General features: G+C 64.1%; 7 protein-coding genes and 3 rRNA genes. 7 read left to right on the top strand and 3 right to left on the bottom strand.

The window, feature by feature from the left end; all coding sequences use genetic code 11:
• Window positions 1–108 precede the first annotated feature (108 nt).
• The 7 genes from OG394_RS00050 to OG394_RS00020 all read left to right on the top strand — a co-directional run bounded on the left by OG394_RS00050 (window position 109) and on the right by OG394_RS00020 (window position 10829).
• Entirely contained in the window at window positions 109–2919 is a 2811-nt protein-coding gene (locus OG394_RS00050; protein WP_328992604.1) for a DEAD/DEAH box helicase, read from the top strand.
• Complete coding sequence (locus tag OG394_RS00045) at window positions 2916–4208, top strand: SWIM zinc finger family protein (RefSeq protein WP_328992603.1); 1293 nt, start codon at window positions 2916–2918, stop codon at window positions 4206–4208. The genes OG394_RS00050 and OG394_RS00045 overlap by 4 nt, the downstream gene beginning before the upstream one ends.
• A 131-nt stretch (window positions 4209–4339) precedes the next feature.
• Window positions 4340–5533 (top strand): hypothetical protein, encoded by a 1194-nt coding sequence (locus OG394_RS00040; protein ID WP_328992602.1) that lies wholly within the window; start codon window positions 4340–4342, stop codon window positions 5531–5533.
• Entirely contained in the window at window positions 5530–6120 is a 591-nt protein-coding gene (locus tag OG394_RS00035) for a hypothetical protein (protein WP_328992601.1), read from the top strand. Before OG394_RS00040 ends, OG394_RS00035 begins: the two co-directional genes overlap by 4 nt.
• Window positions 6113–6778 carry a hypothetical protein gene (locus OG394_RS00030; RefSeq protein WP_328992599.1) on the top strand — a complete coding sequence of 222 codons (666 nt, stop codon included), beginning with the start codon at window positions 6113–6115 and terminating at the stop codon, window positions 6776–6778. Before OG394_RS00035 ends, OG394_RS00030 begins: the two co-directional genes overlap by 8 nt.
• Window positions 6775–9903, top strand: a complete 3129-nt coding sequence (locus OG394_RS00025; protein ID WP_328992598.1) for a chromosome segregation ATPase — start codon at window positions 6775–6777, stop codon at window positions 9901–9903. The genes OG394_RS00030 and OG394_RS00025 overlap by 4 nt, the downstream gene beginning before the upstream one ends.
• A gap of 284 nt (window positions 9904–10187) precedes the next feature.
• Window positions 10188–10829: a hypothetical protein gene (locus tag OG394_RS00020; RefSeq protein WP_328992597.1), complete on the top strand. Its 642-nt coding sequence runs from the start codon at window positions 10188–10190 to the stop codon at window positions 10827–10829.
• 155 nt (window positions 10830–10984) lie between these two features.
• Here OG394_RS00020 and rrf read toward each other — a convergent pair.
• The 3 genes from rrf to OG394_RS00005 all read right to left on the bottom strand — a co-directional run bounded on the left by rrf (window position 10985) and on the right by OG394_RS00005 (window position 16391).
• Window positions 10985–11102 (bottom strand): 5S ribosomal RNA (rrf, locus tag OG394_RS00015).
• Window positions 11103–11250: 148 nt separating this feature from the next.
• Window positions 11251–14380 (bottom strand): 23S ribosomal RNA (locus tag OG394_RS00010).
• A 496-nt stretch (window positions 14381–14876) separates the two neighbouring features.
• Window positions 14877–16391 (bottom strand): 16S ribosomal RNA (locus tag OG394_RS00005).
• Together the 16S, 23S and 5S rRNA genes form the textbook arrangement of a ribosomal RNA operon.
• Window positions 16392–16830 lie beyond the last annotated feature (439 nt).

The raw sequence follows: 16830 nt of genomic DNA, 5'->3' as shown, positions 1-16830 counted from the left end.
GGCAGGCGGCGGCGCACGGATCATCCAGGGGGTTCAGGGGAAGGGTTCATCCTGACATTAGCAGATGATTGTCATTTTCAACTAGCTGAGTCGACCACCGTATTGTCGGTGCGGCGCCGTAAGGTCTGCCACACGATGTCCGAAGCCGTCTTCCTCCCAGCCGATCCACCGCACCAGGGCCAGTTGGCCTTGTACGACGCCACTCCCGCGAGCCGGAGTGCCGAGAGCGCGGTGGAATTGGTGCTGCCACGAGGAGCACAGATCAGGCGTACGACGGTCCCGGCGCGACTGCTGCCGATGAGCGAGGCGCTCGCGTTGCTCACGGGTTCGCCCGCCGCGGACGCCTCCGCCAGCGTGCGCGCCTGGTCCGCGGCGGCGCTCGCCGGGCTCGGGCTCATCGCCCGCGGCCGCGTCGTACCGGATCAAAGCGCCGAGGGGTTCGCGACTTGGCGGGTGGCGCCGCTCGATCCGGCCGACCAGGGCTGGCTAAAGGGCTTGGTTGACGGCATGCCGGCGACTGCGTATGCCTTGCCGATCCCGGACAGCCGGCCGTTGCGGCTGCACGATCCGGAGATCCTCGTGCGCGCCTTCTGGGACGCGATCGCCGACACGTTGGTGCGCACGCCCGCGGCCGCCGAGACCGTCACGGGCGGGACGACCGCCTTCGCCAGCACCACGCCGACCGCCTTGTCAGGCCCGGCTGACTGGCTCGCCGATAGCGCCCGCTCGGAACAAGCCGGCGCCCGTCTCGTCCTCCGCATCGAGCCACCTCCTGCTGAGGCTGAGGAATTCAAGGCCGTACTGCAGCTGCGGAGTGGGGTCGATCCCAGCCTGCTAGTGGATGTCGCGGACGTCTGGTCGGCTCCGGCGGCTGTTCTCTCCGCACTTGGCCAGCAGGCCGAGACCGATCTGCTGCTGGCGTTGCGACGCGGCGCCCGGGTTTGGCCGCCGTTGGACCACGCCCTGCGCGATGCGGCGCCTGTTGCTGTGCCGATCCACGATGACGCGCTGGACGGGCTGTTCGAGGACACGGCCGCGCTGGATGGCGTTGGTATAGAGGTGCGCTGGCCGGCCGAGTTGTTCAGCGGCAAGCTCGCGGTCAAGGCCGGCGCCACCCCGACACCGGGCGCGGTGACCGGGCCGGACTTCAGCATGACCGAGTTGCTCAGCTTCAAGTGGCGGCCGACGCTGGACGGCGAGGAGTTGACCGAGGACGAGGTCAGCGCGCTGGCCGAGGCGAAGCGGCCGATGGTCCGGATGCGCGGGCGCTGGGTGCGGATCGACCCGGAGCTGGTGGCGAAGCTGCGCCGCGGACCGACCCGCCGGCTCACCGGGGCCGAGGCGCTCGGCGCGGCGTTGACGGGTGAGCTCGAGGTCGACGGCGAGCGTGTGCCGTTCGAGGTCGACGGCGCCTTGGCCACACTGGCCGACCGGCTTTCAAGCGAACGGCCGACCTTTGTCCAGCCGCCCGCGCTGCAGGCGACGTTGCGCGATTACCAACGTCGTGGTGTCGAGTGGATGGCGCAGCTGGCGGATCTCGGGTTCGGCGGTTGCCTCGCGGACGATATGGGTCTCGGCAAGACGATCCAGGTGATCGCGTTGCACCTGCACCTCGGCAACGGCCCGACGCTGGTGGTGTGCCCGTCGACGCTGCTGGGCAACTGGGAGCGCGAGTTCGCCCGGTTCGCGCCGGACACGCCCACCCGGCGATACCACGGCACCGCGCGGACGCTCGAGGATCTCGCTCCGGACGAGGTGGTCCTCACGACGTACGGCGTGGTGCGTCAGGATCACGCGGCCCTCGGCACCATCGAGTGGAACCTGGCCGTAGCCGACGAGGCCCAGCACGCGAAGAACCCGCTCTCCCGTACGGCGCGAACGTTGCGCACGCTGCCCGCGCGCACCCGGCTCGCCCTGACCGGGACGCCGGTGGAGAACCGGCTGTCCGAGCTCTGGTCCATCCTCGACTGGACCGCGCCCGGTCTGCTCGGCACGCTGGATCGCTTCCGCCACGACGTCGCCGTACCGGTCGAGCGCTATCGCGACGAGGACGCGACCGCCTGGCTCGGCCGCGTCACCCGGCCGTTCCTGCTCCGCCGCAAGAAGTCGGACCCGGGTATCGCGCCGGAGCTGCCGCGGAAGACCGAGCGCGACGTGATCGTGCCGCTCACCGCCGAACAGGCCACGCTTTACCAGGCCGTCGCGGCCGAGACGCTCGCCAAGATCGAACAGAGCGAAGGCATCGAACGGCGTGGTCTGGTGCTGAGCCTGCTGACCCAGCTCAAACAGGTGTGCAACCACCCGGCGCAATTCCTGCACGAGCCCGGGCCGCTGCCACGTCGTTCGGGCAAACTCGCCGCGTTGGACGAGCTGCTCGACGTGATCCTGTCCGAGGGCGAGTCGGTGCTGATCTTCAGCCAGTACGTCGAAATGTGCCGGCTGATCGAGCAGCATCTGGCCTCGCGGGGTGTGCCGACTCTGTTCCTGCATGGCGGGGTCGGGGTGCGGCGGCGGGAGCAGATGGTCGAGGAGTTCCAGGCGGGCGCGGCGCCGGTTTTCCTGTTGTCGTTGAAGGCGGGCGGTGTCGGGCTGACGCTGACCAAGGCGACACATGTGGTGCATTACGACCGCTGGTGGAATCCGGCCGTCGAGGACCAGGCTACCGATCGGGCCTATCGGATCGGCCAGGACAAACCGGTCCAGGTGCATCGCCTCGTCACTGAGGACACGCTCGAGGATCGGATCTCGGCCGTCATCGCGGCCAAACGCGAGCTGGCCGACGCGGTGGTCGGGTCGGGCGAAGGCTGGTTGAGCGAGCTCTCCGACTCCGATCTCGCCGACTTGGTTGCCTTGAGCAACGAACCGGTGAAGCTCGGGGCGCAGAGCGTGCACAACCCATCCAAGGTGGGCAAGACATGACCACCACGCCGCCTGATGACTCGGGCTCCCTTGGGTTCCGCCGGTCGTCTCCGGATGAGACGCCGAAACGGGAGTCGCGGCCGCCTTGGCAGCAGTGGGCTAAGTCGGGTGATGGCGGTGCGGGCTTGCCAGCGGCCAAAGGGGCGGGCGCCAGGCGGCCGTTCGGTCTGACCTGGTGGGGTAAGGCGTGGGTGGAGGCGCTGCAGCACCAGGCGCAGCTCGATCCGAACCGCCTCGGCCGCGGCCGTTCGTATGCTCGTCGCGGCAGCGTCCTCGAACACCAAGTCCAGCCCGGCGCGGTGACCGCCCGCGTTCAGGGCAGCCGCCCAACGCCGTACGACGTGTCGGTGAAGATCCCGGTCTTCACCGATGCCGAGTGGTCTGCCGTGCTCGACGTCGTCGCCGCACAGGTCGGCAGGGTCGCCGCGTTGCTCGATGGCGAACTACCGCCGGATCTCGTCGACGACGTCCAGGCCGCAGGGCTCGACCTGTTGCCGGAGTCGGGCGAGGTGCGGACGTCGTGCAACTGCCCGGACTTCGCCGTACCGTGCAAGCACTCGGCAGCCGTCTGCTACCTCATCGCGGACGCCCTCGACGAGGACCCGTTCGCCCTGCTGCTCTTACGAGGGCGCGAGCGATCCGAATTCCTCGCCGCCCTGCGTTCCCGCCGCCGGCGCCCTGCGGCTCGAGCGATCATCCAAAAGCCGCGCGGGGTCATCGCGAAACAGGCCTACGCGCGTCTCGCTTCCTCGGAGATCCCGGCACCACCGCGACCTCCGTCCCACCCGGGCATCCCGTCGGCCCTGCAAATCCTCGAACCACCTTCCGGCATCACCACCGCCGAGCTGACCGCCCTCGCCACCGACGCCGTACGACGCGCCTGGGAGCTGGCCTCGGGCGACGGCGACGGCGGCATAGCGCTCACCCGCGACGAAGACCTCGCCCGCCGAGCCGCGGCCCTCCTCGGCACACCCGAACTGGCCGACCTCGCACACCGCGCCGGCATCAGCGCCCGCACCCTCACCACCTGGGCCATCGCCTGGCAACACGCAGGCGCCCCCGGCCTAACCGCCACCACCACGTCGTACGACGCCCCGCCCGAGCTCCTCGCCGAGGCGCGCACGTTGTTGCCGGAGCCGGTCGACGTCGAAGCCAACCGCCTAACCTCCGGCCGCCACCAACTACGCCTCGGCCCCGACGCCCTCTGGTACCACTTCACCGAAGAGTTCAACGACTGGACCCTCACCGCCCCACCCTCCGACGACCCCACCACCCTCCTACCCCGCTAACACCTCAGCCGTGCGTGCGCCAGAGGTCGCCGACGGCGAGGCAGATCCCACGGGCCGCCAACTGGGGCGGGGCGGGCGGCCTGGTCGGTACTGGGGTGGATAAAGTCGTTCCCCTGTCAACGAGGGAGACCATGGAACAGACGCTGCTCGACGCCGAGGCCGAAGCCGCCGTCCTGCGCGTCTATCGCCAGGTATTCGCCGTGCTCGCCCGCGAGGCCGGCGCGATGATCATCGACCCGGACCTGCTGGACGTCGACCAGGCGATCCTGGACGCGTTCGCCGAGGCCGGCAGCGACGGTCTGACCGTGGAGCAGGCGACCGCGGCCTGCCGGTCGTACGAGCATGACGTGGTCGTCCGGCGGTTCGACGTGCTGCGGCAGTACGGCGCGATCACCAAATTGGTCGACCGTCCGAACGAGCTGCGCCACCGGGCCGCCTTCGCGCCGTACGTGATGCTGATGTTCCTGCGCCGGATGTCGGTCCAGGGCGGCCAGGCCGAGTTGCACCAGCTGCTCACGCTCGAGCACCACAGCGTCAGCGACCCGAAGGCCACCGCCGACCAGGGGCAGGCCTCGATCCAGCGGCTGACCAAGGTCTTCCGCCTGCTCGGCAACGAGCTCGCCATCCTGGTCGCGACCAGCACTGCCGCGCAGTTGCGGGAGAACGCGCAGCTCGCCTGGGGTAACGAGACCCTGATCGAACAGGCCGAGAAGGTGCACCGCATCGTGCTCGAGCGCTGGCCGGAGTTGCACCGGGTGTGCACCGCGCTGCGGATGTCGCTCGCGGCGTACGCCGATGCCGTCCAGACCGCGGCCGGCCGGTTGGTCGAGCGAGCCGGTACGACGCGCGCGCTCGGGTTGTTGCCGATCGAGACCTGGCTGACGTTCACCCGTGGCAGTGATACCGACGTGCTCGCGAGTGTGCTCGACGGGCTGCTCTTCGACGCGGCCGCGCCCGATTTCGCGCCCGAGACCCTGCTGGAGGCGGTCGAATCGGGTCGTCGGACCGGTACCGCACGACTGGCGCCACCGCGTTCCTCGGGTGATGACACCGAGGCGCCGGAGTCGTCGGCCGCGGTCGACCGGGAGGGCTTGCGTGCCGAGGCCGAGCGGGTGCTGGCCGGGCGGGACGAGGTCAGCGTGACCGAGGTGGTCGACGCCGCGGGCGACTGGATCACCGCTCGCCGGGTGCTGGCCGAACTGACGGCCGCCCATCTGCACGATGAACTCGAGTACGAGTTGGTCTGGTCCGACGGGATGCGGATCGACCCGGCCGCGGGCACACCTTGGGTCACCGAAGGCTCGTTCCGGCGGAGGGCGTCGTGAGTCCGTCGTACGACGCCCTGTGGTGGGCGAAGGCGCAATCGGCCGGCGTACTTCAGGTCGACCCCGCGACGCCACCGGTCGCGGGGATGCTGCGGGCCGCCGAGCCGGATGCGTCGAGTGTCTGGCTAGTGCCGGCCATGCCCAGTGGTGCCGGTCATGCCGTACTTGAGGAGCTGGGGACTCCCCCGGTTGCCGTAGAGCAGCCGAACGAGACAGCGCGCGTTCTGGCGATCTGTGTGACTTGTTGTTGGCGGGAGCGCAGTGAGCCGGCATGGCCGGGTACTACGGCCACGTTGACGCAGATCAAGGCGGTGTACGCCGGACTGCGCGGGCGGGCGGAACAGTCGAGTGACCTCACGCTGATCGTGGGAAGTCTGCGGAGGCTGAACGGAACCGGCTGGCTGCTGTGGAACGAGAAGGCCGGCGAGGTGCGACTCGGGCCGCGGGTGATCGGGTGGGGGCCTGCCCAGCTCGTCGGGCTGCGTGAGGTTTGCCGGGTTCTACCGGAGCCTCCTGCGGCCGTACTGGTTCCACAGGCACCTGAGCCTGCGCCTGAGGATCCGCTTTTGGGGGCGGCTGATGAGTGAGCACGGATTGTTCGATCCACTACTGACGGACTTGAGTGACCGTAGTCGGGATGAGGTGCTTGCAGCCTTCAGTGCCGTCCAGTACGCGGCCCAGCCGGTTGCTGAGGTTCAACTCGCCGGATTGCGTGACGTCACCCTGCGCCGGCAGGTCCAGAAGATGCTGAAGCTGATCGGCCGAACGCTCGTGAACGTCGCCGGCACGCACTGGACCTCCGGCTACTTGGACGATGTAGCGGAGACTCTGACCGCTCAGGGCTGGCAGCCATTGTCTGCCGTGGACCGTGCCGTACTGGTGCTAGTGCTGGTCCACTCGGTGGCAATCCCGCGTAGTGAAGGCATACTCACCGGGGACAGCTGGAAGTCGGCCCGCCCAACAACGGTGGATGAGCTGCGTACAGCCAAGATCAGCAGCGAGGACCGCCGTCTAGCCTTGCAGCGGCTCCGAGCGGCTGGACTGGTTCAACTCGCTGGCGATCGCTCAGGCGGTCCGAGCTACGTGCCAGGGCCACAGCTTCAACGACTTACTCCTGCGGCGCGTAGGCGTCTGCAAGATCAGCTGATCCTTGCAGCGGCTCCGGCCAGTCCGATCGCCGCTGCTATTCGGGCCCGCACTGGGTCTGCTACTGATACTGAACAAGACCTCACGGGGGTTTCATGAGTTCGACCACCAGCAGCCCAGGTGAGGACGGCCCGTTCGACATCCTGGGTTCGAAGGTGCTGCTCGGTGTGCAGGTCGTCGACCTGTCCCGGCTGTCCACGCACCCGATCCCGATGGTCGGCCAGGGTCTGGTCACCGTTGCCGGGCAAGGGCCTGTCGACTCGAACGGTGCCGGCAAATCCTCCTGGATCGCCGCACTGAGCCTGCTGCACGCCGACGACCAGTGGCGGCTGACCAGTGGCGCTCCGGGCGCTGCCGAACTCTTGTTCACGGCAGAAGCCGCCGGCCAGGAGGGAAGCTGGTCCAACGTCGACCGCGGCTACATCGTCGGTGTGTTCTCCGACCCGGACCTGACCGTCCTGGAGGAGATAGAGGCCGCAGCGATCACCGTATGGATCCGTATCAACCGCAAGGCCTCATACATCGACCTGCGCTGGAAGAACGGCCTACACGTTCCGTACGGCGCCACCGAGGCTGAGCGGGCTGCAGGCGCTGACGCCCTCTGGGCCGCCTTGCCGCACTCCAACGGCCGCACCGACTTCCACGCGAACAAGCTGTCCACTGTTCTCTATGGCGGCCAAGTCCGTTGTGTGTCGTTCCTGTCGACGTCAGTCCGGTCCAGCCCGACGGCAAACCTGCTGGCCGAGCCGCTCAACGAACTCGGCCCGGCCCGTATCTTCAACGCGATCGCCACCCTGACCGGCCTCGACCACGAGCTGGAGCAGGAGCAGACCCATCGCTCCGCCGAGCACACCCAGCGCGAAGCCACCAAACAGGCCGCCGCGGATCTGCAGCGGTGGGAGCAGGAGATGGCCGCCGTCGAGGCCGGCATCCAGCAGCGAGTCACCGCCCGTACGGCGCTCGCCGACGCGCGGGATGCCTGGTCGGCCCGATGTGCGCGGCACCTCGTCGACGGTGACGCGCGCAATGCCGAGATCATCCACGAACTCGGCGACCTCGACCTGCGGGTGGCCGAGCAGGAGGCGAAGCGCGAGGCCGTCGACCAGGAGCTGGAGGCCTTCGGCAGCGAGGAGAACCTGCTGCGCGACGTCCAGCTCACCCGGCAGGAGCGCGACCAGCTCGACGCGCGAGACCGTGAACTGGACCTGGCTCAGCGTTCCGTCCGTGAATCCCTCGAGCGGCTCGGCCAGGAACAACGCAAGCTCAACGACACCGGCCGCGCTGCCGACGGTCGCGACCTCGCCGTGGCTGCCGCCGAACAGGAAGAGGCCCGGGCCGCACTGGAGGAGCAGATCGGCCGGGAGCACGCTGCCCGGGCGGCGGTTGATGCGGCGACGGCTGAGCTCAAGGAGGCCGAGAGCGGTCAAACCGTCGCGGCCCCGCAACAGCAGATCCTTCAGGCCGCAGGTATTGAGTGCGCCGGTCTGACCGACATCACGGAGCTGAAGTCCTCCGACCGCGCTGAGTGGGAGCCGCGGCTCGCGCCTTATCGCGAAGCTCTGGTGGTTGGTTTTGAGGACAGCGCCCTTGCGGCCGAGGCTCTCGCGGATGCCGGGTATGCCGGGTGGTTGCTCGTACTGGCGAATCGGCCGGGCAAGTTCGGCAAGGGCGGGCCTGCGAGTGCTGACAAGCGGTTCAAGCTCGACGCCTTCTTCGCGGCTCTGGAGTCTCGTGCGGCCAAGGACCTCATCGACGAACCGGCTGGCGTTGTAGCCGTCGGGCAGTTCGAGGAGCCGTTTACCGGTCGTACGGCCCGGATCGAGGCCGCGCGACGTCGACTGGCTTTGGCCGACGAGGCCCGCGCTGCCGCGTATGACGCGCTTGAGAAGGCACGCGCCCGTGTGGAGCAGGCCTCACGTCGTACGGCGGCTGCACAAGCGTTGGCGTCCGCGGCCGACGTACAGGAGCAGATCCTGGCGCTGCGCGAGTCGAACGACCGCTACGAGCAGGACCGGGCAGACCTGGCACCGAAGCTCCAGGCCGCCAAGGAATCCGCAGAGGCCGCTGCCGGCCAACAGCTAGTACGCGACGAACGGCTGAAGAACCTCGAGGCCACGCGCAAGGACCACGAACGCATCCTCGACGACCTTCGTAGGCGCCGTCTCGACTTGTTGTCGGAGCAGACTGACCTGGATCTCGAGGGCCGTTCTGGTGTTTGGGGCGACTCTGCCGAGGCTGCGCACGTGTTCCTGCTGGAACTGGCTGACGACGCACAGCGGCGTACGACTGCTGACTGGAACCACTACACCAGTGCGCAGCTAGACGACGTCGTACGACGCTGCTTCCCGAATTCGCGCTCGCAGTCTGGGGAGATCCCGTCGGAGCTGGCGGAGATCCTCAACGGCGCCGAAGGCTGGACTAGCGGGACGCTGAGCGTGCGAGTCGGTCTGGTGCCGGCGCTATTGCGGGCGCTCAACAGCCATCTCGCGCAGCACGAGACGTTCGACAGCATTCAGCAGGGCCAGATCAGCAGTCAGCGGGCGGAACGCCATGCCGCGCTTGCCCGGGCTCGCGAGGGTCTGGACGAGGCCGAGAACACCGCGCGGGCACACCGGGCCTCACTGGCCGACGGCATCAAGGCCCGGCTCCGGCTGGTCTCAGCGGAGTTCGACCGGCTCGACCAGGCGTACGGCGGCTACGGCGCGAAGCTGGAATTCCCGGAGCCGGATCCGCCCGCCGAACCGGACAAGCCGTGGCGATGGACCGTCACGCCGAAGTGGCGGCGTTCCGAGGGCGGCCCGTTCTCCGCGTTCAACGTCAAGGGCAACACCGCGCAGATGGACGAGAAGGCCGTGAAGCTGGTGTGCGCCGCCGCGCTCGCGGGTGGTAGCGACCGGCCGTTGCTGCTCATCCTCGACGAACTCGGGCGCAACCTCGGCAGCCAGCACCGCCGCGAGGCCGTCGCCCTGTTCGAGCAAATCGGCCGGGACCGGAACATCACCGTCATCGGCGCACTCCAGGACGACATGGAACGCTACGCGCTGTCCTCGTCCCGCCTGTACGTCAAGCTGCGGCGGAGTTCCGACACGATGGCGTACAACCAGGCGCCGATCGTGAAGGGCAACGACGACAATCGCGACCGCGTCGAGTTGCTGCGCGAATGGCTCGAGTCCTACCGCGGGCCGACGCCCGTGCTGGAGATCGAGGAGCCGGTGCTCACCTGAGCGTTATCCTCTCGTTTCCCCCGCCGTCAGCTCTGGGTCTTGCTGCCCGGCCCATGATGTGGTCCAGTCGTGCGGTGGAACGCTGGACGATAATCTCACCACTTGGCTAACAGAATGTTGACAGTTGACCAATTGGGCGTTTGACCCGTGATGCGTTCACACTGTGTCGGTGAGGCCCACCATTAGTGCTCCGCGACAGTCGTCATTACGACGGGACGCGGTTCGGCGAAGGTGTGGCGACCGGCCGTCGCCGACCAGGCTCCAGCCGGAACGGAGGGCGTGAAATGGCTTCTTGGCTACTACGGGCCCAATGGACCGGCCGCGAGGACTCCCCCGTTCCGGATGTCGCGGGCCGTGTCGCCGCGACCCTCACCGCGGTCGCCGTCGCCTTCCCGGAGGCTTCGTCGTGGACTCAGGACGACCGCTTCGGCGTCGACGCCCTGACGGTAGAAACGAGCGGGCCGATCGAGGAGCTCGTTGCGGGTGTCACCAGCGCTACCGGGGTGACGCGGCTGCATCTGCAGAGTGGCGGCGAGCTGCCGTGGCTGTTCGACCTGGCCGCTGGAGCCGAGGGGCCGGCGACTGATCAGCTGACCCTGCACTGGAGTGACGAGAGCGCGCTGGCCGACTCCGAGCGGTTTGCTCAGGTGTTGCGCGCGGTGGTTAGCATCTGGGAGCCCGAGTGGGCGAGTATCGCCGACACGGACCTGGCTGCCGAGGCTGGGATCTTCCGTCGGGGTATCCCGATGATCGGGTGGCTCACGTATGTGCGCGGCATGGTCACCGGCGCGGACGGCGTCGACATCGACCTGGTCCCGTTCGAGCGCGGGACGTTGCTCCAGGCGCCGGTAAGCCCAGCCGAGCTCTCCCCGGTCCACATCTGCGCCGCGGCCGCCCTAGTCGGCATCATGCCGGAGATCTCCTAGCCCTTAGCAGTACCGCCTCAGGTGCTGCCCTTCGGCCTATGGCGCCACGCCCTCGGCCGCAAGATCGACGCCGCATCGGCGGTCGCGGGCGGAGGTGTTTGGTGGGGGAAATGTTAAGGGCCACCCGTTGCCGGGTGGCCCTTAACAGTGTGAATGTCCGGCGACGTCCTACTCTCCCACGACCTCCCGGTCGCAGTACCATCGGCGCTGGCGGGCTTAACTTCCAGGTTCGGAATGGAGACTGGGTGTTTCCCCGACGCTATGGTCACCGTAACTCTTGTAGAACTACAAGCCACCCACGTGTTGCTGGGTCTGGCTGTGTTCTGAAAGCTGCATAGTGGACGCATTGTTACGCAGACACACACACTGTGTGTCGGGTCTTTGTGTTTGTTGTGCTTGTCTCGAGTTCTTTGTTGCGTGTTGAGACAAGCCCTCGGCCTATTAGTACCAGTCAGCTGCACACGTTGCCGTGCTTCCACTTCTGGCCTATCAACCCAGTGGTCTGCTGGGGGCCTTACCCGGTTAACCCGGTGGGAGACCTCATCTTGAAGCGTGCTTCCCGCTTAGATGCTTTCAGCGGTTATCACTTCCGAACGTAGCCAACCAGCCGTGCTCCTGGCGGAACAACTGGCACACCAGAGGTTCGTCCACCCCGGTCCTCTCGTACTAGGGGCAGCCCTTCTCAAGTCTCCTGCGCGCGCAGCGGATAGGGACCGAACTGTCTCACGACGTTCTAAACCCAGCTCGCGTGCCGCTTTAATGGGCGAACAGCCCAACCCTTGGGACCTACTCCAGCCCCAGGATGCGACGAGCCGACATCGAGGTGCCAAACCATCCCGTCGATATGGACTCTTGGGGAAGATCAGCCTGTTATCCCCGGGGTACCTTTTATCCGTTGAGCGACGGCGCTTCCACTTGCCACCGCCGGATCACTAGTTCCGACTTTCGTCCCTGCTCGACATGTCTGTCTCACAGTCAAGCTCCCTTGTGCACTTGCACTCGACACCTGATTGCCAACCAGGCTGAGGGAACCTTTGAGCGCCTCCGTTACCTTTTAGGAGGCGACCGCCCCAGTCAAACTACCCACCAGGCACTGTCCCTGATCCGGATAACGGACCGAGGTTAGACAGCCAGAACAACCAGAGTGGTATTTCAACGATGACTCCACACTCACTGGCGTGAATGCTTCACAGTCTCCCACCTATCCTACACAAGTTGTACCGACCACCAATACCAAGTTGTAGTAAAGGTCCCGGGGTCTTTCCGTCCTGCTGCGCGTAACGAGCATCTTTACTCGTAATGCAATTTCGCCGAGTCCACGGTTGAGACAGCGCCCAAGTCGTTACGCCATTCGTGCAGGTCGGAACTTACCCGACAAGGAATTTCGCTACCTTAGGATGGTTATAGTTACCACCGCCGTTTACTGGCGCTTAAGTTCAAAGCTTCGCCGGCCGAAACCAGCTAACTCGTCCCCTTAACGTTCCAGCACCGGGCAGGCGTCAGTCCGTATACATCGAATTACTTCTTCGCACGGACCTGTGTTTTTAGTAAACAGTCGCTTGGGCCTGGTCTCTGCGGCCATCAACGCTTCCACCAGCAAGTGGTGTCACGCATCAGGCCCCCCTTCTCCCGAAGTTACGGGGGCATTTTGCCGAGTTCCTTAACCATGGTTCACTCGATCGCCTTGGTATTCTCTACCTGATCACCTGTGTCGGTTTGGGGTACGGGCGGCTCTAACACTCACTACGAAGTTTTTCTCGGCAGCATGGGATCATCCACTTCCCCTAAACGGGTCCGCCTCGGCTCTCAGGCTCAATGAGACACGGATTTGCCTATGTCTCGCCCTACCACCTTGCCCGCGGATCAGCTTGCGCCTACCATCGCCGCGGTTGGACTACCCTCCTGCGTCACTCCTTAGTGCACCTAATACCAGCTCGGGTCAGAAGATCCCCCACTCAACCCGAAGGTCTTGTGGCTTCACATCCTTAGCATCACCGGGTTCGGTCGGGTCGTGTTAATGCCGGTACGGGAATATCAACCCGTTGTCCATCGACTACGCCTGTCGGCCTCGCCTTAGGTCCCGACTTACCCAGGGCAGATTAGCTTGACCCTGGAACCCTTGATCATTCGGCGGACGGGTTTCTCACCCGTCATTCGCTACTCATGCCTGCATTCTCACTCGTGTAGCGTCCACAACTAGATCACTCTGCTGCTTCACTCGCTACACGACGCTCCCCTACCCATCCACACACCTGGACCCAACCCGAAGGTTGAGCCGGGTACTTGCATGAATGCCACAGCTTCGGCGGCTTGCTTGAGCCCCGCTACATTGTCGGCGCGGAATCACTTGACCAGTGAGCTATTACGCACTCTTTCAAGGGTGGCTGCTTCTAAGCCAACCTCCTGGTTGTCTGGGCAACTCCACATCCTTTTCCACTTAGCAAGCGCTTAGGGGCCTTAGCTGGTGATCTGGGCTGTTTCCCTCTCGACTACGGAGCTTATCCCCCGCAGTCTCACTGCCGCGCTCTCACTTACCGGCATTCGGAGTTTGGCTGATTTCGGTAAGCCGGTAAGCCCCCTAGACCATCCAGTGCTCTACCTCCGGTAAGAAACACGCGACGCTGCACCTATATGCATTTCGGGGAGAACCAGCTATCACGGAGTTTGATTGGCCTTTCACCCCTATCCACAGGTCATCCCCCAGGTTTTCAACCCTGGTGGGTTCGGTCCTCCACGCGGTCTTACCCGCGCTTCAACCTGCCCATGGATAGATCACTCCGCTTCGGGTCTAGAGCATGCGACTACAGCGCCCTATTCAGACTCGCTTTCGCTACGGCTACCCCACACGGGTTAACCTCGCCACATACCACTAACTCGCAGGCTCATTCTTCAAAAGGCACGCCGTCACAACCCCCAAAAGGATCGCTCCGACGGATTGTAGGCAATCGGTTTCAGGTACTATTTCACTCCCCGCCTGGGGTACTTTTCATCTTTCCCTCACGGTACTATTCCGCTATCGGTCACCAAGAAGTATTTAGGCTTAGCGGGTGGTCCCGCCAGATTCACACAAGATTTCAGGGGTCCCGTGCTACTCGGGAAAACACTCGAGAGTTGTCGTCTTACGTCTACGGGGCTATTACCCTCTACGGCACGACTTTCCAGAAAACTTCGACTTCAACAACAATTTCTGACTCTCCGGACCTACGGCAATAGAATCCTGAATGCTCCCACAACCCCACATACGCAACGCTCGCCGGCTATCACACGCACATGGTTTAGCCTCTTCCGCTTTCGCTCGCCACTACTCACGGAATCACTATTGTTTTCTCTTCCTGCGGGTACTGAGATGTTTCACTTCCCCGCGTTCCCTCCAGACACCCTATGTGTTCAGGCACTGGTAACTGGCTTTAGAATGCCAGCTGGGTTTCCCCATTCGGACACCCCCGGATCACAGCTTGGTTGCCAACTCCCCGGGGCTTATCGCAGGCTCCAACGTCCTTCATCGGCTCTTGGTGCCAAGACATCCACCGATTGCCCTTAGTAGCTTGTCATCAACACACAACAAAAAACTAAAGACAACAAAAACAAAGATGCTCGCGTCCACTATGCAGTTCTCAAAAAACAGACAGGAAAACCAGTTGCTACCACCACTTGCAGAGAACACAGATCCCGTCGAGGAAAAACACCCGACAGACAACCCTAGTCTCGGCAGTCTGGTGACGACTGGCCCCAGCCACACCACCACACCCAACCCAACGGCCAGGTGTAGTTCAGTGACCCAGAAAAACCGGTTCGGCCTCGACCCTCACGGGTCTAGCCGGCCTGATTTTTCAGGACCCAACAGCGCGCCTCGGCACCTCACTCCACCTCGTCCACGTTCCACGCTCCCACCCACAAGTGGATGATCGCAGTACTAGCGTTCTCGGTATCGCTCGGTGCCTAATGGTCAATGTTCCACATTCCGAAGCATCGACGCCCTGGAACGTTCGTCCAGGAAACATCGAATGGACAGCGCCACTTCCGTGGACACTGTCTCTTGCTCCTTAGAAAGGAGGTGATCCAGCCGCACCTTCCGGTACGGCTACCTTGTTACGACTTCGTCCTAATCGCCAGCCCCACCTTCGACGGCTCCCTCCACAAGGGTTAGGCCACCGGCTTCGGGTGTTGCCGACTTTCATGACGTGACGGGCGGTGTGTACAAGGCCCGGGAACGTATTCACCGCAGCGTTGCTGATCTGCGATTACTAGCGACTCCGACTTCATGGGGTCGAGTTGCAGACCCCAATCCGAACTGAGACCGGCTTTTTGGGATTCGCTCCACCTTGCGGTTTCGCAGCCCTTTGTACCGGCCATTGTAGCATGCGTGAAGCCCTGGACATAAGGGGCATGATGACTTGACGTCATCCCCACCTTCCTCCGAGTTGACCCCGGCAGTCTCCTATGAGTCCCCACCATAACGTGCTGGCAACATAGGACGAGGGTTGCGCTCGTTGCGGGACTTAACCCAACATCTCACGACACGAGCTGACGACAGCCATGCACCACCTGTAAACCGACTAAAAGGGGCCATGTCTCCATGGCTTTCCGGCATATGTCAAACCCAGGTAAGGTTCTTCGCGTTGCATCGAATTAATCCGCATGCTCCGCCGCTTGTGCGGGCCCCCGTCAATTCCTTTGAGTTTTAGCCTTGCGGCCGTACTCCCCAGGCGGGGCGCTTAATGCGTTAGCTGCGGCACGGAGGACGTGGAATGTCCCCCACACCTAGCGCCCAACGTTTACGGCGTGGACTACCAGGGTATCTAATCCTGTTCGCTACCCACGCTTTCGCTCCTCAGCGTCAGGTAAGGCCCAGAGAGCCGCCTTCGCCACCGGTGTTCTTCCTGATATCTGCGCATTCCACCGCTACACCAGGAGTTCCGCTCTCCCCTGCCTACCTCTAGTCTGCCCGTATCGGAAGCAGGCTCGGAGTTAAGCTCCGAGTTTTCACTCCCGACGCGACATACCGCCTACGAGCCCTTTACGCCCAATAATTCCGGACAACGCTCGGACCCTACGTATTACCGCGGCTGCTGGCACGTAGTTGGCCGGTCCTTCTTCTGCAGGTACCGTCACTCTCGCTTCGTCCCTGCTGAAAGAGGTTTACAACCCGAAGGCCGTCATCCCTCACGCGGCGTTGCTGCGTCAGGCTTTCGCCCATTGCGCAATATTCCCCACTGCTGCCTCCCGTAGGAGTCTGGGCCGTGTCTCAGTCCCAGTGTGGCCGGTCGCCCTCTCAGGCCGGCTAACCGTCGACGCCTTGGTAGGCCATTACCCCACCAACAAGCTGATAGTCCGCGAGCCCATCCCCAACCGCCAGAACTTTCAAACCCCACACATGAGAGCAGGGCTATTATTCGGTATTAGACCCCGTTTCCGAGGCTTATCCCAAAGTTGAGGGTAGGTTGCTCACGTGTTACTCACCCGTTCGCCGCTCGTGTACCCCGAAGGGCCTTACCGCTCGACTTGCATGTGTTAAGCACGCCGCCAGCGTTCGTCCTGAGCCAGGATCAAACTCTCCGTTGAAATCAATATGCAAAACCAGAACCCCAAAGAGCCCCAGTGAGCAAACAATCTAACTTAAAGCGATCCGATGAATCAGAAACAATCAAACTGACTTATTTCAATAATTACAAAGGAATTTCCATTCACAAGAAACGATCAAACGACGAAGTCGTCCAACCGAATCCCATGGACGGGATAATTCGGCATTGACTTTCGGCACGCTGTTGAGTTCTCAAAAATCAGACGCACACCGCGCCCAACACTCTCGTGTTCAGCTCCGGGGCAACCCGCAGAACATTACTGTTTCATCCAGACCCGGTCAAATCGGGCTTTCCGATCCAGCACCCCTTGCGTGACTCAGCGACCGAACCTCACACAGAGCGTGTGATTCGGCTCTAAGACCTTCAGGGAGTTTGGAACGTCCGGCCGCTTTCGCGTCCCGCACTCGCTCCAACAAGAA

It is taken from the genome of Kribbella sp. NBC_01245 (genome assembly GCF_036226525.1).
In the GTDB taxonomy this organism is placed as follows: domain Bacteria; phylum Actinomycetota; class Actinomycetes; order Propionibacteriales; family Kribbellaceae; genus Kribbella.
This window is presented reverse-complemented; position numbering and strand designations above follow the sequence as displayed.

Bases quoted from the DNA above. Each gene is read 5' to 3' on its own strand.
- OG394_RS00045 (WP_328992603.1), top strand. From the start codon at position 2,916: ATGACCACCACGCCGCCTGATGACTCGGGCTCCCTTGGGTTCCGCCGG.
- OG394_RS00030 (WP_328992599.1), top strand. From the start codon at position 6,113: ATGAGTGAGCACGGATTGTTCGATCCACTACTGACGGACTTGAGTGAC.
- OG394_RS00025 (WP_328992598.1), top strand. From the start codon at position 6,775: ATGAGTTCGACCACCAGCAGCCCAGGTGAGGACGGCCCGTTCGACATC.
- OG394_RS00020 (WP_328992597.1), top strand. From the start codon at position 10,188: ATGGCTTCTTGGCTACTACGGGCCCAATGGACCGGCCGCGAGGACTCC.
- OG394_RS00040 (WP_328992602.1), top strand. From the start codon at position 4,340: ATGGAACAGACGCTGCTCGACGCCGAGGCCGAAGCCGCCGTCCTGCGC.